The organism is Actinosynnema sp. NPDC049800 (assembly GCF_040656635.1).
Lineage (GTDB): Bacteria > Actinomycetota > Actinomycetes > Mycobacteriales > Pseudonocardiaceae > Actinosynnema.
In genome coordinates this window covers 101,598-124,435 of the sequence record NZ_JBFAMT010000013.1, presented here as the reverse complement: position 1 = coordinate 124,435, position 22,838 = coordinate 101,598, and the positions used below count along the sequence as shown (strand labels likewise).

Below are 22,838 nucleotides of genomic sequence, written 5' to 3'. Positions count from 1 at the left end.
CCTCAATGCTCGGTGGGACAAGGTCGGTGATATTCGGTCTGAACTGATTCAGATTCAGATCGTGGACTGCGTGCCCAAGGCATCAAGGAACGATCGAGCCCAGCGGTCGACGTCATGCGTGAGGACTTGGCGGCGCAGCGCGCGCATCCTACGGCGGCCTTCGGCCGGATCCAGCGTGAGGGCGGCTTCCAACGCGTTCTTCACACCGTCCAGGTCGTGGGGGTTGACGAGGAACGCGCTCGTGAGTTCGGCCGCCGCGCCCGCGAATTCGGAGAGCACCAGCGCGCCGCCGAGGTCGTAGCGCGTGGCGACGTACTCCTTGCAGACGAGGTTCATCCCGTCGCGCACCGGGGTCACGACCATGACGTCCGCGGCGGTCATGAACGCCGTCAGCTCGCGCCGGTTGACCGATTGGTGCAGGTAGTGGACCACGGGGTGGCCCACGGTCGAGAACTCGCCGTTGATCCGGCCGACGGCCTGCTCGATCTCGCCCCGCATCTGCTTGTAGTGCTCGACGCGCTCGCGGCTGGGCGTGGCGAGCTGCACCATGGTCACCTCGCCGGGGTCGACGCGGCCGTCGGCGAGGAGTTCGTGCAACGCGCGCAGCCGCACGTCGATGCCCTTGGTGTAGTCGAGGCGGTCCACACCGAGCAGGATCTTCTTCGGATTCCCGAGGTCTTCGCGAATTTGTTTCGCATGTTTTTGGACTTCTTTGTCGCGCGCGAGCGCGTCGAGTCCCGCCGAGTCGATGGAGATCGGAAATGCCCCGACCCGCACGGTGCGGTCCCCGACCTGCACGACACCGGGCCTGGTGCGCACGCCGACCGCGCCGCGGCTCGGCTCCAGGCCGACCAGGCGGCGGGCCAGCCAGAGGAAGTTCTGCGCGCCGCCGGGCCGGTGGAAGCCGACCAGGTCCGCGCCCAGCAGGCCGCGGATGATCTCCGTGCGCCACGGCAGCTGCATGAACAGCTCCACCGGCGGGAACGGGATGTGCAGGAAGAAGCCGATCCGCAGGTCCGGGCGCAGCTCGCGCAGCATGGCGGGCACCAGCTGCAGCTGGTAGTCCTGCACCCAGACCGTCGCGCCCTGGGCGGCGACCTTCGCGGTCACGTCGGCGAACCGCTGGTTGACCCGCACGTAGGCGTTCCACCAGCGCCGGTGGAAGGCGGGCGGCGCGACCACGTCGTGGTAGAGCGGCCACAGCGTGCCGTTGGAGAAGCCCTCGTAGTAGTCGGCGACCTCGGTCGCGCTCAACGCCACGGGGTGCAGTTGGAGGCCGTCCTCCTCGAACGCGTCCACCTCGGCGTCGGCGATGCCGGGCCAGCCGACCCAGGCCCCGCTGTGCGTGCGCAGGAACGGCTCCAGGGCGGTGACCAGGCCACCGGGGCTGTGCTTCCAGCGTTGCGTGCCATCGGGCAGGCGCTCCAGGTCAACCGGTAGGCGGTTGGCCACGACCAGGAAATCCGCGCCGTTCTCGCCAATGCTGCTCACCGGGTAGCGCCTCCTAAGGGATTCGTCTCGCCCACCGTCGAGGTTAGTGGGAACGCGCAGGTTGGATGCCCTGTCGTCACCCCCGTCACACTGTGTTGACTTGACGAAAGCCCGTCAGGTGGGCGATCTCACGTGGAAACGCCGTGTTCAGCCGCTCAGCGACGGGAACGGGCGGCCAACCGGCCGAGGCCGGTGCGCACGGGTCGCCCCAGATGTTCACCCAGGACGACGCCGCTCGCGAGCGCGAGGGCGGTGCCGGCGGCCAGCACGAGCGTCGACAGGCCGGCCGCGTCACCCTCGGCGGTGAGCTGGTAGAGGCCCCGGTAGGTGGTCCAGCCGGGCAGCAGCGGCACCACGCCCGCCACCGCGACGAGCAGCGGCGGCGTGCCCAGCCGGCGGTAGATGATCTTGCCGATGAAGCCGACCGCGGTGGCCGCGACGACCGCGGACGTGATGGCGTTCGTGCCGGTGAGGACGAGCAGCCCGTAACCGGCCGTGCCCACCGCGCCGGCGACGGCGGCCATCGGCAGCGCCCGGACCGGCGCGTAGCTGGCCAGGGCGAAGAACGCGGAGGTGGCCGCGCCGGCCGCGAACTGCGTCGGCACCTCGGAGATCAGCGGCGGCAGCGGGTCGGCGATGCTCGTCTGGACGCCGAGCTGCACGCCGGCGCGCAGGGTCAGCGTGATGCCCGCGACGAGGCCCGCGGTGAGCAGCGTGATCTCCACCGTGCGGCCGGCGGCGGTGACGTGGTAGCCGGTGATGGCGTCCTGCACCGTGCCGACCAGCGACAACCCGGACAGCAGCACCACGATCCCGGTGGCGATCAACAATGACGGCCGCGCCGTGGGCAGCAGGTCCGTCGCGTACATCGCCACCGCCACCGAGGTGGCCAGGGCGCCGCCGACCACCTGCTGGAAGAAGAACGGCAGCCCGCGCCGGTTGAGGACCCGGCCGACCCGGTCGATCAGCGCGGTGACGACGGCCGCCGTCGCCGCCAGCAACGGCCCGCCCCCGACCAGGAACGCCACCGCCGCCGCCATGCCCGCCCACGCCACCGTGGCCACCCAACGGGGGTACGGGTGATCGGCCCGGCTGATCCGCTCGATCTCGGCGGACGCGTCCGGCGCCGTGATGCCGTCGGAGGTGATCCGCCGGATCAGGTCCTCGACGGCGGCGAGCCGGGTGTAGTCGACGCTGCGGCCGCGCACCACGCGCATGGTCGTCACGGGCGCGGCTTCCGTGCCCCGGTGGCACGAGACGGTGATCGAGGTGTAGATCACGTCGACCTCGGTGTTCGGCAGGCCGTACGCGGTGGTGACCGCCAGGATGGTGGCCGTCACGTCGGCCACGCCCGCCCCGCCGGCCATCTGCGCCTCGCCGACGCGCAGCGCCAGGTCGAGTACCAGGTGGACGGTCGAATCGTCCGGAGGGGACGGACCCTCGACCGGTCGTGCCTGCTCCGCGTGCTGGAACCGCCGGCGCCACAGCCGCACCCGGCGTCACCTCCTCGCTCGTCCGATCGCCACGCCCGACCGTGTCACATTCGAGGCTGTGTCATGCGCCACCCCTGGAAGGGGTACCTGGACCAGGTGAGTCGATCACTGTGCGTTCAATACTGTTGATACCGCTGGCCAGCGGTTTTGCGGGTCGCCAGGGCCACCCGGACGGTACCCGCGACCTCCGGACGGACCAACGCGGGGCCACCGTGAGCAGACCGTTCGCCGCAGGTGGCACCCCCTGCGGGCGCTTACGATGTTCCAGGCCTCCGGGCCGCGCCGGTGTAGCTCAACTGGCAGAGCACTCGCCTTGTAAGCGAAAGGTTGCGGGTTCAAGTCCCGCCACCGGCTCAGCACCGACTGCCCCCCCTGACCGGGAAAGCCCTGGTCAGGGGGGCAGTTTCATGATCATAGCGGGTCCGGGTCGTGCTCCGGCCCGCGGCTGGACCGCACCGCTGGAACGCGGTCGCGGCCCGCGCCCGGCAGGCACGGGCCGCGACCGCGTGCGCGGGTTACTCGCGGTCGGTGATGACCTGGTAGGCCACGCCGCCGTGGTCCTCGCCCTCGACGAACTGGACGAGGTTCGTCAGGTACTCGCCAGGGGCCTCGGGGGTGAAGGTCAGTTCCGCGGTGAACCGCTCACCGGGCTGCAGCGGCACGCCGAGCAGCGCCGCCCGCTTCGGGTCGAGCTGGAACGCGGTCTCGCCGACCTGCTTCACGCCCTCGGCCTGGCCGCCGCCGGCGCGCCAGCGCTCGAACAGGCGCGGGCCGAGGTCGATCACCACGGCGCCCGCCACCGGCTTCTCGCCGGTCAGCACGAGGTCGGTCTTGACCTCCCGCTCGGTCGCGTTGCCCAGGGTGAACCAGGACCTCACCGGCTGGAACACCTTGCCCCGCACGGTCTGGAAGTTCTTCCACGCGATGTTGTTGTTGTTCTTGGTGTTCAGCGCGGTGTTCGGGCCCTCGGCGAACGTCATCGGGTCCGTCGCCGACACCCAGCGCGCGAGGAGGCAGAAGTGGCCCGGCCCCGGGACGTTCGTCCACGGGATCTTCGCCACGGTCCCGCCCGCGGGCACGGACAGCGACTGCTGGCCGATGGCGATCCAGTCGCCGTTGGTGACGTTGTTCCACGTCGTGCCGCCGCCGGCGGGCGTGCGGTAGACCTTGAGCGTGCCGGTGCTCGTGCCGAGGCCGGAGTTGTTGTTCAGCCGCACGTGGACGAAGTTCGTCGCGCCGACGACCGGCTGGATGCCCGCGCAGTCCGCGGTGGTCGGGCAGACCTTGATGTCCGGGCTGTTCCACACCGTGCCGTTCGGGTTCGGCTCGGCGCCGGTGTCGGTCACCTGGTCGCGGATCACCACGTCGGTCTGCCGGCAGTCCGACAGGAGCTTGCGGATCGCGTCCGCCGTGCCCACGCCCGTGGACGTCGCCTGCGTGAACACGCCACCGGTCGTGGAGGCGTAGTTCTGCATGATCGGCGTGATCACGGGGGTGTAGGTGGCCGACGTCGGCACGTACACCGGCGAGATCTTGATGCCCTTGCCGAGCGCGTCGTTCGCCCGCTGCGCGGCGTTGGCGACGTCCACGGCCGCGTGCACGTTGTCGAACCCGCCGGGGCGGGCGTCGGTCACCAGCACGACGAACTTCATCGCGTTCGACCGCCACGTGCCGCCGAAGTCGACGTTCTGCGGACGGCCGGCCGCAGGCAGGTTGTTCACGACCGTGTTCAAGGCCTCGTCGGACGCCTCGGGCTCGCTGGCGCCCGCGCCGGCGGCGAGCGTGTTGGTGACGTAGCTGGTCACCGCCGCCGCGTTGCCGGGCGCGAGGGTGTTGTGGACGGTGATGTTGTCCTTGAACGTGACCAGGCCGAGCCGGTAGTCGCCGCCGGACGCCGCGACGACGTCGTTCACGATGGCGTTGATGCCGGTCTTCAGGTTGGCGATGGCCCCGCCCATGCTGCCGGTGTCGTCGAGGACGAACGCGACGTCGAGGGGGCCGCACGGTGCGGCCGCGGCGGGTGCGGCCGCGGCCGGTGAGGTGAACTGGACCGCCGAGGCGATCAGGGCGGCGACGGCTGACAGCGTGCCGCGTCTGAGTGAGCGACGCATGGGATCTCTTTCCGCTCGCGCGTCCGGGCGCGGGGCCCGGGAGCCCGGACGCCGATGTCCGGGCACATGAGGCGGATGATCGGGCGATCGGCGGAATACGGGCCGAGCAGAGCAACTTCGTCCGGTTTTCCGACCGGCAAACGGAAGCCGGGCGTGCCAAGGTGGGGAGGTGGCCCACCTTCCAGCCGCCTCGCGGTACGACCGGATGACCTACCGGCGGTGCGGGCGCAGCGGGCTCAAACTGCCCGCCGTGTCGCTCGGCCTCTGGCACAACTTCGGCGACGACCGGCCCTACGAGACGGGCCGGGCGATCGTGCGGCGGGCGTTCGACCTCGGCGTGACGCACTTCGACCTGGCCAACAACTACGGCCCGCCGTACGGCTCGGCCGAGGTCAACTTCGGCCGGATGCTCGCCGACGACCTGCGGCCCCACCGCGACGAGCTGGTGATCTCCACCAAGGCGGGCTACGACATGTGGCCCGGCCCCTACGGCGAGTGGGGCTCGCGCAAGTACCTGCTGTCGTCGTTGGACCAGTCGCTGTCCCGGCTCGGCCTCGACTACGTGGACATCTTCTACTCGCACCGGTTCGACCCGGACACCCCACTGGAGGAGACGGTCGGCGCGCTGGTCAGCGCGGTGCAGCAGGGCAAGGCTCTCTACGTCGGCATCTCGTCCTACTCGGCGACGAAGACCCGTGAGGCGGCCGAACTGCTGCGCGCGGCGGGCGTGCCGCTGCTGATCCACCAGCCCTCGTACTCGATGCTCAACCGGTGGATCGAGAACGACCTGCTGGACGCGCTGGGCGAGCTGGGCGTCGGCTGCATCGCGTTCTCGCCGCTGGCGCAGGGGATGTTGACCGACAAGTACCTGGACGGCGTGCCGGAGGGCTCGCGGGCCACGCAGGGCAAGTCGTTGAGCGCGGAGTGGTTGAGCGAGGCCACCCTGGCGCACGTGCGGGCGCTGAACGAGGTCGCGGCGTCGCGCGGCCAGACGTTGGCCCAGCTCGCGCTCACCTGGGCGCTGCGCGACGAGCGGGTCACGTCGGTGCTGGTCGGGGCGAGCAGCGTCGGTCAGCTGGAGTCGAACGTGGCGGCGCTGGACGGCCCGCCGCTCACCGACGACGAGATCGAGCGGATCGACGTGCACGCGGTCGACTCGGGCATCGACCTGTGGGCGGAGTCGTCCAACGCCGGTTAGCGGGGCAGGGTCACGGTGAAGGCGGTGGCGCCCGGTCGGCTGGTCAGCTCCACCGTGCCGCCGTGCGCGGCGACCAGGGAGTGCACCACCGCCAGCCCCAGGCCGCTGCCGCCGCGATCACGCGTGCGCGAGTCGTCCACCCGGTAGAACCGGTCGAAGATGCGGGACTGGTCGGCGGGCGGGATGCCGGGGCCGGTGTCGCCGACCCGGAGCACGGCCGATTCGCCCCGCACCTCGACGGAGAGCGAGACCGCCGTGCCGGCCGGGGTGTGCACGGCGGCGTTGGTGAGCAGGTTGTCCACCACCTGCCGCAACCGCAGCGGGTCGAACGCCGAGGGCACCGGCTCGTCCGGCGCCGTCAGCGTCAGCGGGTGGGTCGGCCGGGCCGCGCGGAACGCGTCCGCCGCCTCCCGCGCCAGCGCCGCCAGGTCGCCGTCGGCCACCCGCAACGGCGTCTCCACCTCCGCCGAGTCCAGCCGGGCGAGCAGCAGCAGGTCGTCCAGCAGCACGCTCATCCGCGCCGCCTCCGACCGCAGCTTCTCCAGGTGCGCCTCGCGCTCCTCCGGCGCGTTCGCCGCCGCGTACCGGAACAGGTCGGCGTAACCCCGGATCGACGTCAACGGCGTGCGCAGCTCGTGCGACGCGTCCGCGATGAACCGCCGCAGCCGCTGCTCCGCGGCGGTGCGCGCGGCCAGCGACGTGTCGATGTGCTCCAGCATCGTGTTGAACGCCGTGCGCAGCTCCTCGACCTCCGCGCCGCCGTCGCCGCCCTCCGCGCGCACCGGCAGCCGGGCCGAGTCGGTCAGGTCGTGCGACGTGATGTCGTGCGCGGTCCGGGCCATGTCGCTCAACGGCTGCAACCCGCGCCGCAGCACCGCCCGCCCGATCACCACGAACGCGACCAGCGCGAGCAGGAACGTGGCCACCTCCACGATCACCAGCTGCCGCACGGTCGTGGTGATGTCGTCCATCGGCGCCGCGCTGACCAGCACCACGCCGTCGGACACCGCGCACCCGCGCAGCCGGTACGTGCCGTCGCCGCGCAGGTACTCCGTCCGGTACACCGGTTCGCGCCCGTCGACCTGCAACGCGACCTCGGTGAACTCGGCGTTGTCGGCGGGCAGGTCGTCGCGGTTCTTCGGCGTGGCCGTGCCGTCGCGCACCTCGTAGACGACCGAGTACCAGCCGTAGGCCGCGCCCTTGAGCGTGCCGTTCTTGGCGAAGTCCTTCTTCAGCGAGACCTGGGTCGTCTCCATCTGCGCGTCGAGCCGGCGTTCCAGGTACTCCTGCATGCTCCGCGCCATCACCGTGCCGACGACCGCGAACACCGCCAGCGCCAGCGCGCCGAGGCCCAGCGCCAGGCGCGTGCCCAGGCGCAGGCGCCGACGCGTCACTCCGCGGCTCGCCGCAGCGCGTAACCCACGCCGCGCACGGTGTGGATCAGCGGCTCGCCGCCGTCGTCCAGCTTGCGCCGCAGGTGCGAGACGACCAGCTCGACCACGTTGGACCGGCCGCCGAAGTCGTACTCCCACACGTGGTCGAGGATCTGCGCCTTGGTCAGCACGGCGGGGGAGCGGCGCATCAGGTAGCGCAGCAGCTCGTACTCGGTGGGCGTGAGCGTGACCAGCTTCCCGCCCCGGCGCACCTCGCGGGTGTCCTCGTCCAGGGCCAGGTCGGACACCTTGAGCACGGACCGCTTCCAGGTCGGCCCGGTCGAGCGCCGCAGCACGGCCCGCAGCCGTGCCATCAGCTCCTCGACGGAGAACGGCTTGACCAGGTAGTCGTCCCCGCCGCGGGTCAGGCCCGCGACCCGGTCGGCGGTGCCGTCGCGGGCGGTCAGGAACACCACCGGCACCATCGCGCCGGCCGAGCGGAGGCGGTCCAGCACGGTGAAGCCGTCGAGGTCGGGCAGCATCAGGTCGAGCACCACGATGTCGGGGTGGAAGTCGGCGGCGGTCCGCAACGCGGCCTCACCGCTGCCGGCGGTCACCGCCTGCCACCCCTCGTACCGGGCCACCGTCGCCACGAGGTCGGCGATGTGCGGCTCGTCGTCCACCACGAGCAGTCGAACCGAAGCGCCCTTGTCCACGTGCCCATGGTGCGGCACCGGTCCCGTGGCGGCCGGGGCGTGCTCGCATCGACAGCGACTCGACAGGTTCGCGACAGGTCCGAGGGGCCAGTGGGGTGGTTCACAACGGTAAGGAGGTGGGCCGGCTGTGATGGCTCACACGCTCTCTGCTACGGTTCCGCCACGGGTTTTCCCGCTCCACGGCCAGGTCAGCCGGGTTCCGCGCTCGGGGCGTGTCCCTGCGCAGACCGCGTGGAGAGCCGGCCTCGGTCGCACGCTTTCGGGAACGTGCGTGCCGAGGCCGGCTTCACCCGTCTTCCCTCAGGCGTACCGGGCGTGGTCGAAGTCCTGGCCGGTGACCGAGCGGCCCAGGTCGGAGCCCAGTTGGGTCAGCAGGTCCACCAGTTCCAGGCCCGCGAGCCAGTCGCGCGGCAACGCCGACGTGCCGTGCAGCGCGCCGAGGATGTTGCCCGTGAGCGCCGCCGTGGCGTCGCTGCCGCCCGAGTGGTTGGCCGCCGCGCGCAGGGCGTCCACGAACTGCGACCGCTTCGGGTACACCAGGACCGTGTGCACGGCGATCGCCAGCGCCTCCGGGCCCGTCCAGCCGCTGCCCAGGCGGTCGACCCGGACCGACTCGAAGCCCTGCGCCCGGTGCTCGTCGGCGAAGACGACGGCCCGGTTGAGGGTGTTCGCCGTGTACGGGTCGTCCCGCAGCACCCGGCCGATGACCTGGTCCACGGCCTCCCGCATCGGTCTCCCGCGCACCGCCAGCAGGTGGATGAGCAGCGAGAACGCCCCGCCGGACACCCAGCCGCCGGTGCCGCCGTGCGTCAGCGCGGCGAACCGGCAGCCGAGGTCGTAGGCGATCTCGGCGCTCGGCGCGAACCCCGCCGGCGCGGTGCGGGTGACGCCGTTGCAGCCGGAGGACTCGTTCTGCGGTTCCTCGGGCGTCGGCGGCGTGTCGGCGGCCAGGGCGCGCAGGCACGTCAGGCCCGGCGAACGGCTCGAGTACAGCCGTTCGTCGCCGACGAGGCCGACCGCGCCGGGCTCGGGCGCGGCCACCTGCTGGGTGATCAACCAGCGGCGGTAGCTCTGCCAGACGACCTCGATCGGGTCCCACTCGCCGGTGGTCCGACCGCGCACCCACGCCCGCAGGTAGCCGTCGGCGGTGAACAGGGTGAGCTGGGTGTCGTCGGTGACCAGCGCTGGGCGCGGCGGCGCGAGCACGCCTTCCGGGCCGTGGTCCCGTTGGATGTCCGCCCACCCGAGGTACTGGATGGGCGCGCCGAGGGCGTCGCCCAGCGCGCCGCCCACCAGGCACGCCGCGCCACGGTCGACCACGTCCAACGGCTCGCGCGGCACTTGCCCTCCTGCACTCGCCCAGAACTCGGCCGGGACGTCCGGGGCCAAAACCCTAGCCGCCGACCGCCCGTCCGGTCATGGGAGCACGACTAGTTGAGCAAGCAACATCTACTGACAGGTATCCAACGGCACCTCCGGCGCACCTGATCCAGTGACCGAGCCGTAGCGCACGAGGCGGGGGAGGGGCATGGCTGACCGGAGCAAGAGCGGGCTGGAGTTCGGCGTCCTCGGACCGTTGCAGGTGCTCGCGGACGGCCGACAGCTCGTCATCGGCCGCAAGGGGATGCGCGGCCTGCTCGCGATGCTGGTGCTCGACGCCAACCGGGTCGTCCCGATCGACGAGATCGTGGACAGCCTCTGGGCCGACGAGCCGCCCGCGACGGCCAGGACGATCGTGCACGGCTACGTGTCGCGGCTGCGCAGGATGCTGGAGGAGGCCGACCCGGCGGGCTCGGCGCGGATCCTCACCACGCCGCCCGGCTACCAGCTCTCGGTCGACCCGTGGCGGCTGGACTTCCACCGGGCCAGGCAGCTCGTGTCGAGCGCGCGCGGCAAGCCCGCGCCGATCCGGGCGCAGCTGCTGCGCGAGTCGCTCGGCCTGTGGCGCGGCCAGGTGCTGGCGGACGTGCCGGGCGACCCGGTCACCTCCGACCTGGAGGAGCTTCGGCTTGCCGCAGTGGAAGAGCGCATCGAGGCCGAGCTGGAACTGGGCCGCCACCTCGAACTCGTCGGCGAGCTGCGGCAGCTGGTGAACGAGTACCCGTTCCGGGAGCGGCTGGTCGGCCACATGATGCGCGCCCTGTACCGCTCGGGTCAGCGCGCCGACGCGCTGGAGGCCTACCAGCGCTTCCACCGGCGCGTCGTGGACGAGCTCGGCATAGACCCCGGCCCCGGCCTGCGCGTGCTGCACGAGCAGGTGCTCCGCGACGACCCGGCGCTCAGCTCGCCCGGCCTGGCGGAGCCCGCCCTCGTGCCACCGCGTCCCGGCGTCGTCGTGCCGGCCCAGTTGCCCGCCGCGGCCAGCGGTTTCATCGGTCGCGACGAGGAACTGGCCTGGCTGGACCGCCTGTGCGACTCGCGCGACCTGGCCGCCACGACCATCGCCGTGGTCAACGGGGCGGCCGGCATCGGCAAGAGCGAGCTCGCCGTCACCTGGGGCCACCGCCGGGCCGAGCAGTTCCCCGACGGCCTCCTGTTCGCCTCCCTGAACGGCTTCGCCCCCGGCCGCGACCCGGTCGAGCCGGCCGAGGTCCTGGCCCGCTTCCTGCTCGCGCTGGGCGTGCCCGCCGACGGCGTCCCCCGGGACCTGGACGACCGCGTCGGCCTGTACCGCTCGGTGCTGGCCAAGCGGCGCGTCCTGGTCGTGCTGGACGACGCGTGGGACCCCGAGCACGTCCGCCTGCTCCTGCCGCCCGGCGCCGGGTCGGTCGTCCTGGTGACCAGCCGCCGGCGCCTGGAGTCCCTGGTGGTGAGCAACGGCGCCCGGATGCTCACGCTGGACACGTTGTCCGAGGAGGAGTCCATCCGCCTGGTCGACGAGGTCGTCGGCAAGCCCCTGTCCGACCAGGAGCCCGCGGCCACCCGCATGCTGGTGGAACTGTGCGGCAACCTGCCCCTCGCCCTCCGGATCGCCGCCGCGAAGCTCGTCTTCAGTCCGGAGTGGACGGTCGAGGACCTGGTGGCGCAGCTCTCCGACGACGAAGCGCGGCTGCGCACCCTGGACCTGGCCGACACCGGCGTCGGTGTGGAACGCGCCCTGGCGGTGTCGTACCGCAACCTCCCGCCGGAACTGGCGGAGACCTTCCGCGCCGCGGGCCTCGTGCCAGGCCGCTGGGTGAGCCCGCACGCCATCTCCGCCGTCTGCGACATCGACCTGGGCACCGCCGCCGCCCGCCTGGCCGACCTCGCCGACGCGCACCTCCTCGTGGAGCAGTGGCGCGGCGGCTTCGTCCTGCACGACCTGGTCCGCCTCTACGCCCGCGGCGTCGTCGAACACCGGGAACGCGGCCTGCGTCGCCTGATGGACCACTACCTGTGCGCCTGCGACCACGCGAGACGCCTGATCAGACCGCCGTCGGACGGCCTCGACTTCACCGGCGACTCCGCCGTGCCGAGACCGGCCACCTCCTCGCAGGCCCTGTCCTGGTTCGACAAGGAGTGGTCCAACCTCATCGCGCTCGTGCACGCGGGCTCGGAGGCCGGCCTGCACGTGGAGGTCTGGCAACTCGTCCGACTCGTCCACACCTACTGCGTGACCAGGCTCGTCAGCCGCGAGTGGCAGGCCATCGCCGAGTTCGGCCTCGCCTCGGCGAGGGTCATCGGCGACCGCCGCGGCGAGATGCTCGTGCTCAGCGCCATGCACGACGTCGACAACCGCGCCGGAACCCTGCGCGGCACCCTCGACCAGGCCCGGCTGGCCCACCGGATAGCCGTGGACCTGGCCGAGCCCCGCTACCTGGTCATGACCCTCGGCCAGCTGGCGCTGGCCCTGGTCGCCGAGGACCGGGTGGAAGAAGCCCTGGGGCACTACCGCGAAGCCGTCGACCTGGCCCGCCGGGACGGCGACGCGCTCGGCGAAGCCACCGTGCTCAACAACCTGGCCCAAGTGGAGCAACGACTCGGCCAACGCGAAACGGCGGCCCAACACCAATTCCTGGCAATGGAGATCTACCACCGCAACGGCGACGAGCGGGCGTACGCGGTCGCGATGAACAACCTGGCCGAGCTCTACGCCGAACTGGGCCTGTTACCGGAGGCCGAGGAACACGCTCGGCAAGGGGTGGAACTGACGCGCGGCGGCTCGATGCAGTTCGAGGAGGCGTTCGGCCGGCAAGTGCTCGGATCGGTGCTCGCCAGACGGGGGGAACGGGTTGCGGCACAAGCGGAGCTGGCGGAATCGCTTCGGTTGTTCGTACGCCTGGGCTCACCGCGCGCGATGTTGGTCCGAACGGCTCTTGAAGCCTTGACCTCCGAGGTTTAGCCGCTGTTTAGCTCGACCTGGCGAAGTCGTGGGAACTTATAGGCGCGCTGATCAATCGAGTCGCGGTCAGCGCCCGGGTGGCTCTTGGTAGGGGGAACCAGGGGGGAAGCCACCCAACCCCGACTGGCCGGCGTTCGGGGGAGAGCGCCGGCCAGTCGGCTCTGTTGAATTGCCGCTGCTCCGCAGACGGCGGGCGAGGTCGCCGGGAAGTCGACCGCTCGCGCCTCATTTTCCGACGATCGAAAAGCGTGATCGCCGGAAAATGAGCCGCGAACGATCGACGCGACCTCGCGGGCACTGCCGAGCCGCACCACATCGGATTCGAAACCGCCAACCCCGACGGCCGCACACGCAGCCCTCGCCCCAACGCCGCACAACGGACCCGCAACCACCCACCGGGTCCACCACACCCAGCCCGCCCACAACGGACCCGCACATCCGCACCTAGGCCCGATTTGACATGGGTTCGGGTGCCATAGGTTGGTCGAAGCCGGGCAGGCTTGGCGGACGCTTTTCCCGCCAGGCCTGCCCGGCTTTGGCCTGCCTGGGGTGCCCGTAAGGGCCCCATGTCAAATCGAGCCGGACTGAACCAGGCCAGACCAAACGACCCCGCACCACCAACCAACGAGCCCTGCCACCTCAAACCAGACCGCACCTACGAACCGCACGCAAGCTGCAAACCGGGCACCAAAGGCAAATCGGACTTCAGTCGCAAACCGGCAGCAGCTCCGGCCGCTTCGGCGCCAACCCGTCACCCATCGACTCACCCCGCAACTGCCGCCCGATCCACGGCACCACGTGCTCCCGCGCCCACTTCAGGTCGTGCCGCCGCTGCGTCATCCAGTCCTCGTCGATCAACGGCGGCCAGGGCGTGTTCCACGCATCGTCCGTCTCGACCCCCAGCACCTCGGCCACCCGCAACGCCACCCGCCGGTGACCCTCGGGCGACAGGTGCAGCCGGTCGTTGCTCCACGCGCGCCGGTCGTGCAGCACGGTCATCGACCACAGGTCGACCACCTTGCAGTGGTAGCGCTCGGCCACCGACCACAGGTGGCTGTTGTAGATCGCGATCTTCCCGCGCAACGACCGCAGGAACGGCGTGTGCTTCGGGTCGAACCCGGTGAAGATGACGACCTCCGCGCCGGCCGCCCGCAGGTCGGCCACCGCGATCTCGTACACCTCGGCCAACGCGTCCGCGTCGCTCCCGGGCACCAGGATGTCGTTGCCGCCACCGCACAGCGTCACCAGCTTCGGCTTCAACGCCGCCGCCAGCGGGATCTGCTCGTCCACGATCTCCTGGAGCATCTTGCCCCGGATCGCGAGGTTGGCGTACCGGAAACCCTGCTGCTTGGCGGAGATCATCGCGGCCAGCCGGTCGGCCCACCCCACGTACGTCCCGTTCGGCGCCGGGTCGTCCATCCCCTCGGTGAAGCTGTCCCCCACCGCGACGAAACTGTCGAGTCCCTCCATGCGTCCCTCCACTCCGCGCGGCACCCCCAATGACCGCGCAGAACAGCATGCAACGCGAAGTCGGCCCCACGCCAGCGCCGGTTGGCAACGCCGTTACCAAGGTGTCACTCGCTGGTGTGAACCAGTGTCGGCAATGGGTGATTCATCAGGTTCTCCCACCGGAGTGCGGCGCAAATCACTGACCCCGCCGCCTACCACCCCCTCACACCACCTACCCACCCCGCCACACCAACCTCACCGCCTACCCGACCCGCACCTCCGACTCGTACGCCGCGCGCAACCGCGCCTCCGCCCCGGCCGACGCGCCCACCGCGTCCAACCCCAACAACGCCGCCCCCACCACCGGCGGCACGTCCACCACCTTCACCCGGGCCGCCGGCGCGACCGCGCCCAACCGCGCCGCCACCGCGTCGACCACCACACCGCCCGTCCCGGTCAACACCCCACCACCGAGCACCACGTCCACCGGCTCCGCCAGCAGCTCCAACCGCGACAACGACACCCGCGCCAGCAGCACGACCTCCTCCACCAGCCGGTCGACCACCGTCCGCGCCACCGCGTCACCACCCGCCGCCACCTCGAACAACACCGGGCACAGGGCGTGCGGGTCGAACTCGACCTCCGCGAAGTGCAGCCGCTGCACCGCCTCGGCCAACGTCGCCGTCCCGTAGTGCGCGATCAGCGCGTCCAGCAACGCCGTCGGCTCACCACGCCCGTCCTCCGCCCGCACCGCCAGCCACAACGCCTCCGACCCGAGGTGACCACCGCCACCCCAGTCGCCGGAGATCCTCCCCAACGCGGGGAACCGGTGCGTCCGCCCGTCCGGCGCGACCGCCACGCAGTTGATGCCAGCCCCGCACACCACGGCCACGCCGATCCCGTCGGTCGTACCCGCCCTGAGCAGCGCGAACGTGTCGTTCCCGACCACCGACGTCGCGGACCACCCCTGCGCCTCGACCGCCGCGCGCAGGTCGTCCTCCTCCTTGGGCAGGTCGGCGCCGGCCAGGTAGGCGGCCGTGTGGGCGGCCACCGGCCCACCGCCCGGCAACCCCGCCCGCCGCGCCGCCTCGCGCACCAGCCCGTCGAACACCTCCAGGCTCCGCGCCAACCCCACGTTCTGCGGCGACGCGCCGGGCCCGCGCACGTCGGCGAGCACCCGCCCGTCCACGTCGACCAGCGCCACGGCCGTCTTGCTGTTCCCGCCGTCGAGGGCGAGCACCCGGTCGGTCACGCCGATCCCCTCGCCCACGGCAGGAAGTCCGCGTTGCGCGCCACGAGCTCGTCGGCCAGCCGTTCGGCCAACGCGTACTGCCCGACCAGCGGGTGCGCGAGCAACGCGTCCGCCACCCGGTCGCGCCCGCCGCGCACCGCCGCCTCCAACGCCAGGTGCTCGTAGCTCGTCACGTGCGCGATCAACCCGGCCACCGCCGGCGGCACGGGCGGCACGGGCAGCGGCGTCGCACCGCCGCCGTCGACCACCGCGGGCACCTCGACCACCGCGTCCGCCGGCAGGAACGGCAGCGTGCCGCCGTTGCGGACGTTCACCACGTGCTGCTCCGCGCCCGTGCCGCCGGTCAACGCGTGCACCAGCTGCACCGCCGCCTCCGAGTAGTACGCGCCCCCGCGCTGCGAGAGCTGCGCCGGCTTGGTCACCACCGCCACGTCCCCGTACAAGTCCAGCAGCTCCTTCTCCACGCCCGCCACCACCTCGGCGCGCGGCGGCTCGGTCTTCTGCCTGCGCACCACCTCGTCGTGGTCGTAGAAGTACTTCAGGTAGTACGACGGCACCATCCCCAACCGCCGCAGGAACGACCCGGGCAGCCCGATGTGCTCGCCCACCGCGTCGGCGTGCCCCGCCAGCAGCTCCGGCAGCCGGTCGACGCCGTCGACGAACACCCCCGTCTCCCAGCTCAGGTGGTTGAGCCCGACGTGCTCCAGCCGCACCGAGTCCGGCTCGACCCCCAGCAACGCCGCCGTCCACCGCTGGAACGTGATCGCCACGTTGCACAGCCCGACCGCCCGGTGCTCCTCGGCCAGCAACGCCCGCGTCACGATCCCCACCGGGTTGGTGAAGTTCACGATCCACGCGTCACCCGCCACCTCCCGCACCCGCCGCGCGATGTCCAGCACCACCGGCACGGTCCGCAGCGCCTTGGCCAGCCCGCCCGCGCCGGTCGTCTCCTGACCGACGCAGTCGCACACCAGCGGGAACGTCTCGTCCGACGCACGTGCCGCCTGCCCGCCGACCCTGAGCTGCAGCAACACCGCCGACGCCCCGTCGGCGCCACGCTCCAGGTCGTCGGTCGTGGTCACCCGCGCCGGGTGGCCCGCGTGCTCCAGCAACCGCCGCGAGAACGCCCCGACCACCTCCAGCCGCGCCAGGTCCGGGTCCACGAGCACGATCTCGTCCACTTCGAGGCTGGTCCGCCGCCCCGCGATCCCGTCGACCAGTTCCGGCGTGTAGGTCGACCCGCCACCGACAACGGTGAGCTTCACCCCTTGACCCCCGTGAATGTGATGCCCTTGACGAAGGAGCGCTGCGCGAACACGAACAGCACCACCGCCGGGACCATGATCAGCAACGTGACGGCCATCGCCAGGTTCCACTGCACGTGGTGCATGCCCTTGAAGGTCGACAGCGCCAACGACAGCGTCCACTGGTCCGGCTTCTCGCTCGTGTAGAGCAGCGGTCCGAAGTAGTCGTTCCAGGTGTAGAGGAAGCAGAACAGCGCGGTCGCCGCGATGCCCGGCCGCGCCATCGGCACGACGACCCGCACCAGCGCCTGGAACTCCGTGCAGCCGTCCACCCGCGCCGCGTCCACGTAGGACTGCGGGATCGTCAGGATGAACTGGCGCAGCAGGAAGATGCTGAAGGCGTCGAACAGGAAGTAGGGCACGATCAGCGGCCACAGCGTCCCCGTCAACCCGAGGCCCGACCACGTGTCGTACAGCGGCACGGCCACGACCTGCGGCGGCAGCATCATCGCGCCGACCACCAGCAGGAAGACCACGTTCCGGCCACGCCACCGCAGCTTGGCCAGCGCGTACGCGGCCGGGATCGAGCTGGCCAGCATCCCGACCGTGGCCAGCATCGAGTACAGCAGGCTGTTGCCCAGGTACGTCAGCAACGGCGCCTGCTCGAACACCTCCAGGAAGTTGCCCCAGTGCCACTCGCGGGGCCACAGGTCCTCGGTGAACGCCTGGCTGTCCGACATGACCGCCGTCAGGAAGACGAAGACGATCGGCAGCGTGAACATCAACCCCAGGGCGAGGCCGAGGCTGTGCACCGCCACCCAGTCCAGCACCTTGCGCCACGCGACCGGCCCGCGCGCGCCGACGGCCGCCGTCACGACTCCTCCTGGTAGGACGCCTTGCGCATCCGCTGCACCAACAACGCCGTCGCCGCGAACGAGACGACGAACAACACCGTGGCCATCGCCGCCGCGTACCCCATGTCGAAGTACCTGAAGCCCTGCGTGTACAGCCACACCGGGAACGTCAACGTCGAGTTCTCCGGGAACCCGAGCACCTTCGTCGACCCCGTCACGTCCGCCGACCCGCTCGCCGCCGAACCCGCCACCACGGCCTGCGTGAACAGCTGCAACGCCAGGATGATCGAGTTCACCACCCCGAACGCCAGCACCGGCGAGATCGACGGCAGCGTGACGTGCCACCACCGGCGCACCGGCCCCGCGCCGTCCAGCTCGGCGGCCTCGTGCTGCTCCTGGGGCACGTCCAGGATCGCGGCCAGGATGATGATCATCAGGTCCCCGGACACCCACAGCACGACCGCCGCGATCCCCGGCTTGGCCCACGCCGGATCGGCGAACCACAGCGGCCCTTCGATCCCGAACCAGCCCAGGAAGGAGTCCAGGGGCCCTTCGTTCGGCCGCATGACCAGGAAGAAGACCAACGTCGCCGCGACGGGCGGCGCCAACGACGGCAGGTAGCACAGGGTGCGCACCAGCCCCACGCCCGTCTTCAGCCGTGCGATCACCGACGCCACGCCCAGCGCGAACACCACGCGTGCGACGGTCAGCACCACCACGAACCACAACGTGTTGTGCACGGCGGTGCGGAACAGCTTGTCGGAGAACATGTAGGCGTAGTTCTCCCAGCCGATCCACTCCGGCGGGTTGATCAGGTCGTACTCGGTGAACGAGAACGCGATCGTGGCGACCAGCGGGTAGCCGAAGAACAGGGCGAACCCGAGGATCGCGGGCGCCAGGAACGCCAGCACGGTCAGGCGGTGACGGGCGCGGGCCCGGGACCGCCCCGCGGCGGGGGCGGTCCGCGCCTCGTCCACGCGCTCCAGCGTGGCCGTCATCCCTACTTGCCGCTCTTCGCGATCCGGTCGTCGATCTGCTGGTCGACTTCCGCCAGCCCGGCCATCAGGTCGGGCACCCCGCCAGCCTGCCAGGACGTGGCGAAGTCGCTGATCGCCTTGATGTGCGCGTCACCGATGGGCGTCACCGGGTTGCCCTGGAGCTTGTCGGAGGTCGCCAGGTCGATGAACGTCTTGAAGTTCTCGTCCACCTCCAGGCGCGGGTCGGCCAGCGCGGCCTTCGTGCTCGGGATGTTCTTGATCCCGTTGGCCAGCTCGACGATCGTCTCCGTGTCGAACGACAGGTGCTTGATCAGCTCCCACGCCGCGCCGGGGTTCTTCGCGCCCTTCGGGATGCCCATGATCGTGCCGGCGGTGAACCCCGTGCCGTACAGCTCGGGCTTGCCCGTCGGGAACGGCGCGGTGCCGAACCGCACGTCGGGCGCCTGGTCCTGCAGGAACGCGGTGCGGTACTCGCCGTCGATCATCATCGCGATCTTGCGCTGGTGGAACGCGTGGTCGGCGGAGTACTGCTGGCCGAGCCCCGCGCGGAACCTCTCCAGGGCGTCGTAGCCGTAGAAGTCCACGAGCTCCTTCTGGAACGTGAGCATCTGCGCCCACTCCGGGCTCGCGAGCCCCGACTTCCCGTCCGGCGCCTCCCACTTCGCGCCGAAGTGCGGCGCCCAGATCTGCGGGTTGTTGGCGTAGAACGGCATGCTCGGCAGGAAGCCCGCGACCTCGATCGAGCCGTCCGCCGCCCTCTTGGTGGTGCGCTTGGCGAAGTCCAGCAGCTCCGCGGTCGTCCTGGGCGGCTCGGTGATGCCCGCCTCGGCGAGCATGTCCTTGTTGTAGTACAGCCCGTAGACGTCGCTGAGCAGGGGCATGGCGCAGCGGGTGCCCTTGTACTCGGTGTAGGAGCGCACGGCGTCCGTGATTTGGCCGAGGTCCACGTCGTCACGCCCGAGGTAGGGCTCGAGGTCCTGGAACGAGCCGCTGGAGCAGAACTGGCCGATGTTGTCGGTGGTGAACGACAGGGCCACGTCCGGCGGGTTGCCGCCGCGGATGCCCGCGGTGATCTTGTCGTCGTCCTGGCTGCCCTCGTGCTTGATCTCGGCGTTCGGGAACTTCTCCTTGAAGCTCTCCAGGGCCTTGGTGACCTCGGCCTGCTCGCGGCCGGAGTAGTTGCTCCAGACCGTGAGGGAGAACCGGTCCTCCTTGCCGGGCGCCGCCGCCGGTCCCGACCCCTCGGCCTGCTCGCCGGAGCCCGCCGCACAAGCGGTCAGGGACACCGCCGCGGCCACGCACAACAACGCTGCGCGGTGGAGCTTGCGCATGTGCTCTCCTTCATGTCGACGTGCTCGGTGCGGTCGCGTCCTGCTGGTTCGGACCGCGGAAGGGTTCGGTCGTGGCGGCGGGCAGACCGAACACCTGTTCCCTGACGACCGACAGCGCGGAGTGCAGTGCGCCGGAGCGCACCGGTTTCCCGGTCACCAGGGCGAGCTTGACGGGGGTGCGTGGCACCACCAGGCGGCGCAGCTCGGCGGCGACGAGGTCGGCGAGCGTCGTGCCGCCCGCCTGCGCGATCTCGCCGGAGAGCAGCACCAGTTCGGGGTCGAGCACGGCGATCACGTTCGCCACGCCGGTCGCGACGCGGCGGGCCAGGTCGACCAGGAACTCCCGGCCGGCCGGTCCCTCGCTCAACGCCTTCTCCACGGCGGCCTGACCGGTGCGCGCGGACACGCCGTGCGCGCGGGCCAGGCGGGCGATGCCGGGGCTGTCGAGCAGGTCGCCGTAACGGCTGCCGGTGCGCTCGGTGCCCGTGTCGGCGTGCGCGTGGTCCGGTACCCGCATCGCGTCGATCTCGCCCGCGCCGCCGGTCGCGCCGCGCAGCAGCACGCCGTTGACGACGACGGCCGCGCCCACCGCGTCCGCGGGCCAGAGCAGGACGAAGTTCCGCACGCCGACCGCGCGGCCGGCGATCATCTCCTCCAGCGCGACGAGGTTGACGTCGTTCTCGACCGTGACGGAGGTGTCGAGGAGGGCTTCGAGCTCCTCGGGGATGTTCTTGTTCCCCCAGCCCGGCATGTGCGGCGCGTAGTTGAGGCGGCCGGTGGCCGGGTCGACCGCGCCGGGGCTGCCCACGACCACGTGGTGCAGGGCGTCGGTGGTGAGGCCCGCCTGGGTCGCGGCCTTCGTGACCGCGCTGTGGAACGCCTCCAGCACGTCGGTCTTCGGCATGGGCGCGCGGTGCTCGGTGAGCGTGGCGCCGGAGATGTCGGCGATGGCGATGTCGACCGAGTCCGGGGTGAGGTCGACGGCGGCGACGTGGGCCAGCGCGCCGTTGACCGTCCAGAGCTGCGCCCGCGGGCCGCGTCCGCCGCCGCGCAGGCCGTTGCGCAGGACCGTGCCCTCGTCTTCGAGGCGGGTGAGCAGCTGCGCGGTGGCCGGCTTGGACAGGCCGATGATCCCTTCCAGCTCCGCCCTGGTCAGCGGGCCGTTGCGGAGCAGCGCCTCGATGGCGGCGCGGTCGTTGATCTCGCGCAGCAGCCTCGGGCTCCCGGCTCGCATCGGGTCTCCTGTCCGTGACGGTCCTGTCTGGTAACTTTCCAGACGATTTCGTGGAGACGCTAGTGACGGGGCTCACGGGGGTCAATGTTCCGAGACGGGTCCGTTACCTGGGTTAGGTAGGCCTAAGGCACCCTGGAGTCATGACCGACACGCGTCAGGAGTCGCTGGCCGCACTGCTCGGCGGGCGGGGCGGGGCGCTGGACGCCTCGCTGCCGCCGCTGGCGTTCGTCGTGGGGTGGCTGCTGGGCGGGAGCTCGATCGCCGTCGGCGCCCTGGCGGCGGTCGCGTGCGGCGTGGTCGTCGGCTTGGTCCGGGTCGTCCGGGGCGGTCGCCCGCGCGCGCTGCTGGTCTCCGTGGCGCTGGTGGTCCTGGCCGCCTACGTCGCCCTGCAAACGGGCCGGGCCGAGGACTTCTTCCTCGTGCAGATCTTCCTCAACGCGGCGTCGGCCCTGGTCTGGTCGGCGTCGATCGTCCTGCGCTGGCCGCTCCTCGGCGTGGTGGTCGGCCTGATCACGGGCCAGAAGTTCCGCTGGCGGCAGGACCCCGACCTGCTCCGCGCGTACCGCTACGCGTCCTGGCCGTGGGTGGGCCAGTACATCCTCCGCGTGCTCGTGTTCGGCGCCCTGTGGCTGGCCGGCGAGGTGGTCCTGCTGGGCATCATGCGCGCCGCCCTGACCTGGCCGCTGCAGGTGGCGTGCATCGCCGTGAGCTGGTGGGTCCTCCGCCGAACCCTCCCCGCCGACCACCCGGGCCTGCGCCACCCCCGCACCCCGTCCCCCTGACCCGGGTCAGGCGGGGCGGGGGGCGGAGTCGCCCAGGACCTTCACGGCGGCCAGCCAGGCCGCGCCGGCGGCGCCCTCGGTGGCGGCGGTGACGGGCGCCGAGGTGCGGGTGGTCAGTTCGAGCTTGAGGCGCGACCCCAGCGGCTGGGCGTGGACCAGGCTGCCCATCAGGACGATCGGCGAGCGGTCGTCGGCGGGGCGGGCGGCCTCGGCCAGGTCGGCCAGGGTCCGCACGGCGGCGGTGATGATCCGGTCGGCGGACGGGGCCGTGGCGTGCGCCGTCACGAGGGGCGCGTAGGTCGCCAGGGCGATCGGCGCGGCGTTGTTCGCCACCGTGATCAACCGCCGCCACTGGTCACGTCGCGGCACGTCGGGGACGTCGGCACGGGCCAGCACGGCGGTGGTCAGCTCGTCCGGCTCGTCCCGCTCCAACGCCACCAGGGTCGCCCGCACCGCCTCACGCCCCAGCCAGAACGCCGAACCCTCGTCACCCAGCAGCCACCCGTACCCGCCGGCCGTCGACACCAGCTCGTGGTGCTCGATCCGGGCCGCGATCGACCCCGTCCCCGCCACCAGCACGGTCCCGTCGGGCGACGCCGACCCCGTCGCGAACGCCGCCTCGCAGTCCGTGATCACCCGCATCGGGCACCGCAGCCCGGCGCCCGCCCACGCCGCCTCGAACAGCGCCGCCACCGCCGGATCGCTGAGCAGCTTGCTCGACCCGGCCATGCCGAGCACGCCCGACTCGACCTTCGCCGGGTCCAACCCCTCCAACGCCGCCGTCAACGCCTGCCGGACGTGCGTGGCGGCCGTCTCCGGCGGATGGGAGTTGGGGTTCGCGCCGCCGGCCATCCCGGCGCCCAACCGGGTGCCGTCCAGGTCGAGCACCAACGCCCGAGTGCTCGTGCCGCCCGCGTCCAGACCTACTACGAAACCCATTCGCCCGAGTATGCCCAGCACGAACGAGGTCCGGCACACCCAACCGGGTTGT

Annotated in this window: 17 protein-coding genes and 1 tRNA gene; 4 read left to right on the top strand and 14 right to left on the bottom strand. The window is 71.6% G+C overall.

Features of this window, described 5'->3' with window-relative positions; genetic code table 11:
- Window positions 1-54: 54 nt before the first annotated feature.
- Together AB0I91_RS18320 and AB0I91_RS18315 are read right to left on the bottom strand one after the other, a co-directional pair.
- Window positions 55-1,491 carry an alpha,alpha-trehalose-phosphate synthase (UDP-forming) gene (locus tag AB0I91_RS18320; RefSeq protein ID WP_230573188.1) on the bottom strand — a complete coding sequence of 479 codons (1,437 nt, stop codon included), beginning with the start codon at window positions 1,489-1,491 and terminating at the stop codon, window positions 55-57.
- 155 nt (window positions 1,492-1,646) lie between these two features.
- Window positions 1,647-2,984 (bottom strand): threonine/serine exporter family protein, encoded by a 1,338-nt coding sequence (locus AB0I91_RS18315; protein ID WP_498777825.1) that lies wholly within the window; start codon window positions 2,982-2,984, stop codon window positions 1,647-1,649.
- Window positions 2,985-3,265: 281 nt separating this feature from the next.
- On the opposite strand from AB0I91_RS18315, the gene AB0I91_RS18310 reads away from it, so the two are divergent.
- Window positions 3,266-3,338 (top strand) — tRNA-Thr (locus AB0I91_RS18310).
- Window positions 3,339-3,499: 161 nt separating this feature from the next.
- Here AB0I91_RS18310 and AB0I91_RS18305 read toward each other — a convergent pair.
- Complete coding sequence (locus AB0I91_RS18305; RefSeq protein WP_499637640.1) at window positions 3,500-5,095, bottom strand: vWA domain-containing protein; 1,596 nt, start codon at window positions 5,093-5,095, stop codon at window positions 3,500-3,502.
- Window positions 5,096-5,264: 169 nt separating this feature from the next.
- On the opposite strand from AB0I91_RS18305, the gene mgrA reads away from it, so the two are divergent.
- Window positions 5,265-6,293, top strand: coding sequence for an L-glyceraldehyde 3-phosphate reductase (mgrA, locus tag AB0I91_RS18300; protein ID WP_498777821.1), 1,029 nt, complete (start codon window positions 5,265-5,267; stop codon window positions 6,291-6,293).
- Here the strand turns inward: mgrA and AB0I91_RS18295 are convergent.
- The 3 genes from AB0I91_RS18295 to AB0I91_RS18285 all read right to left on the bottom strand — a co-directional run bounded on the left by AB0I91_RS18295 (window position 6,290) and on the right by AB0I91_RS18285 (window position 9,723).
- Entirely contained in the window at window positions 6,290-7,687 is a 1,398-nt protein-coding gene (locus AB0I91_RS18295) for a sensor histidine kinase (protein WP_498777819.1), read from the bottom strand. The two genes, mgrA and AB0I91_RS18295, sit on opposite strands and share 4 nt — an antisense overlap.
- The gene (locus AB0I91_RS18290) at window positions 7,684-8,382 is read right to left on the bottom strand and encodes a response regulator transcription factor (RefSeq protein ID WP_498777817.1); all 699 of its coding nucleotides are present in this window, start codon (window positions 8,380-8,382) and stop codon (window positions 7,684-7,686) included. The genes AB0I91_RS18295 and AB0I91_RS18290 overlap by 4 nt, the downstream gene beginning before the upstream one ends.
- A gap of 300 nt (window positions 8,383-8,682) precedes the next feature.
- Window positions 8,683-9,723, bottom strand: coding sequence for an ADP-ribosylglycohydrolase family protein (locus tag AB0I91_RS18285; protein ID WP_498777815.1), 1,041 nt, complete (start codon window positions 9,721-9,723; stop codon window positions 8,683-8,685).
- Between the two features lie 187 nt (window positions 9,724-9,910).
- Between AB0I91_RS18285 and AB0I91_RS18280 the strand changes: the two genes are divergently transcribed.
- Window positions 9,911-12,703, top strand: coding sequence for an AfsR/SARP family transcriptional regulator (locus AB0I91_RS18280; RefSeq protein WP_498777813.1), 2,793 nt, complete (start codon window positions 9,911-9,913; stop codon window positions 12,701-12,703).
- 705 nt (window positions 12,704-13,408) lie between these two features.
- Here AB0I91_RS18280 and AB0I91_RS18275 read toward each other — a convergent pair.
- The 7 genes from AB0I91_RS18275 to AB0I91_RS18245 all read right to left on the bottom strand — a co-directional run bounded on the left by AB0I91_RS18275 (window position 13,409) and on the right by AB0I91_RS18245 (window position 21,065).
- Entirely contained in the window at window positions 13,409-14,173 is a 765-nt protein-coding gene (locus AB0I91_RS18275; protein WP_499618472.1) for an SGNH/GDSL hydrolase family protein, read from the bottom strand.
- A 241-nt stretch (window positions 14,174-14,414) separates the two neighbouring features.
- A complete protein-coding gene (locus tag AB0I91_RS18270; protein ID WP_499618471.1) occupies window positions 14,415-15,422 on the bottom strand; it encodes an N-acetylglucosamine kinase in 1,008 nt (335 codons plus the stop codon).
- Window positions 15,401-16,669: a 6-phospho-beta-glucosidase gene (locus AB0I91_RS18265; protein WP_499637636.1), complete on the bottom strand. Its 1,269-nt coding sequence runs from the start codon at window positions 16,667-16,669 to the stop codon at window positions 15,401-15,403. The genes AB0I91_RS18270 and AB0I91_RS18265 overlap by 22 nt, the downstream gene beginning before the upstream one ends.
- Complete coding sequence (locus AB0I91_RS18260; protein ID WP_498777805.1) at window positions 16,666-17,523, bottom strand: carbohydrate ABC transporter permease; 858 nt, start codon at window positions 17,521-17,523, stop codon at window positions 16,666-16,668. The genes AB0I91_RS18265 and AB0I91_RS18260 overlap by 4 nt, the downstream gene beginning before the upstream one ends.
- Window positions 17,520-18,500, bottom strand: coding sequence for a carbohydrate ABC transporter permease (locus tag AB0I91_RS18255; protein ID WP_498777803.1), 981 nt, complete (start codon window positions 18,498-18,500; stop codon window positions 17,520-17,522). The genes AB0I91_RS18260 and AB0I91_RS18255 overlap by 4 nt, the downstream gene beginning before the upstream one ends.
- A 2-nt stretch (window positions 18,501-18,502) precedes the next feature.
- The gene (locus AB0I91_RS18250; RefSeq protein ID WP_499637633.1) at window positions 18,503-19,831 is read right to left on the bottom strand and encodes an ABC transporter substrate-binding protein; all 1,329 of its coding nucleotides are present in this window, start codon (window positions 19,829-19,831) and stop codon (window positions 18,503-18,505) included.
- Window positions 19,832-19,841: 10 nt separating this feature from the next.
- Window positions 19,842-21,065 carry an ROK family transcriptional regulator gene (locus tag AB0I91_RS18245; protein ID WP_498777798.1) on the bottom strand — a complete coding sequence of 408 codons (1,224 nt, stop codon included), beginning with the start codon at window positions 21,063-21,065 and terminating at the stop codon, window positions 19,842-19,844.
- A gap of 140 nt (window positions 21,066-21,205) precedes the next feature.
- Here AB0I91_RS18245 and AB0I91_RS18240 point away from each other — a divergent pair, with 140 nt between their 5' ends.
- Window positions 21,206-21,847: a DUF3159 domain-containing protein gene (locus AB0I91_RS18240; protein WP_498777796.1), complete on the top strand. Its 642-nt coding sequence runs from the start codon at window positions 21,206-21,208 to the stop codon at window positions 21,845-21,847.
- Window positions 21,848-21,853: 6 nt separating this feature from the next.
- Here AB0I91_RS18240 and AB0I91_RS18235 read toward each other — a convergent pair whose 3' ends face one another.
- Window positions 21,854-22,786, bottom strand: coding sequence for an N-acetylglucosamine kinase (locus tag AB0I91_RS18235; protein WP_499637630.1), 933 nt, complete (start codon window positions 22,784-22,786; stop codon window positions 21,854-21,856).
- Window positions 22,787-22,838 lie beyond the last annotated feature (52 nt).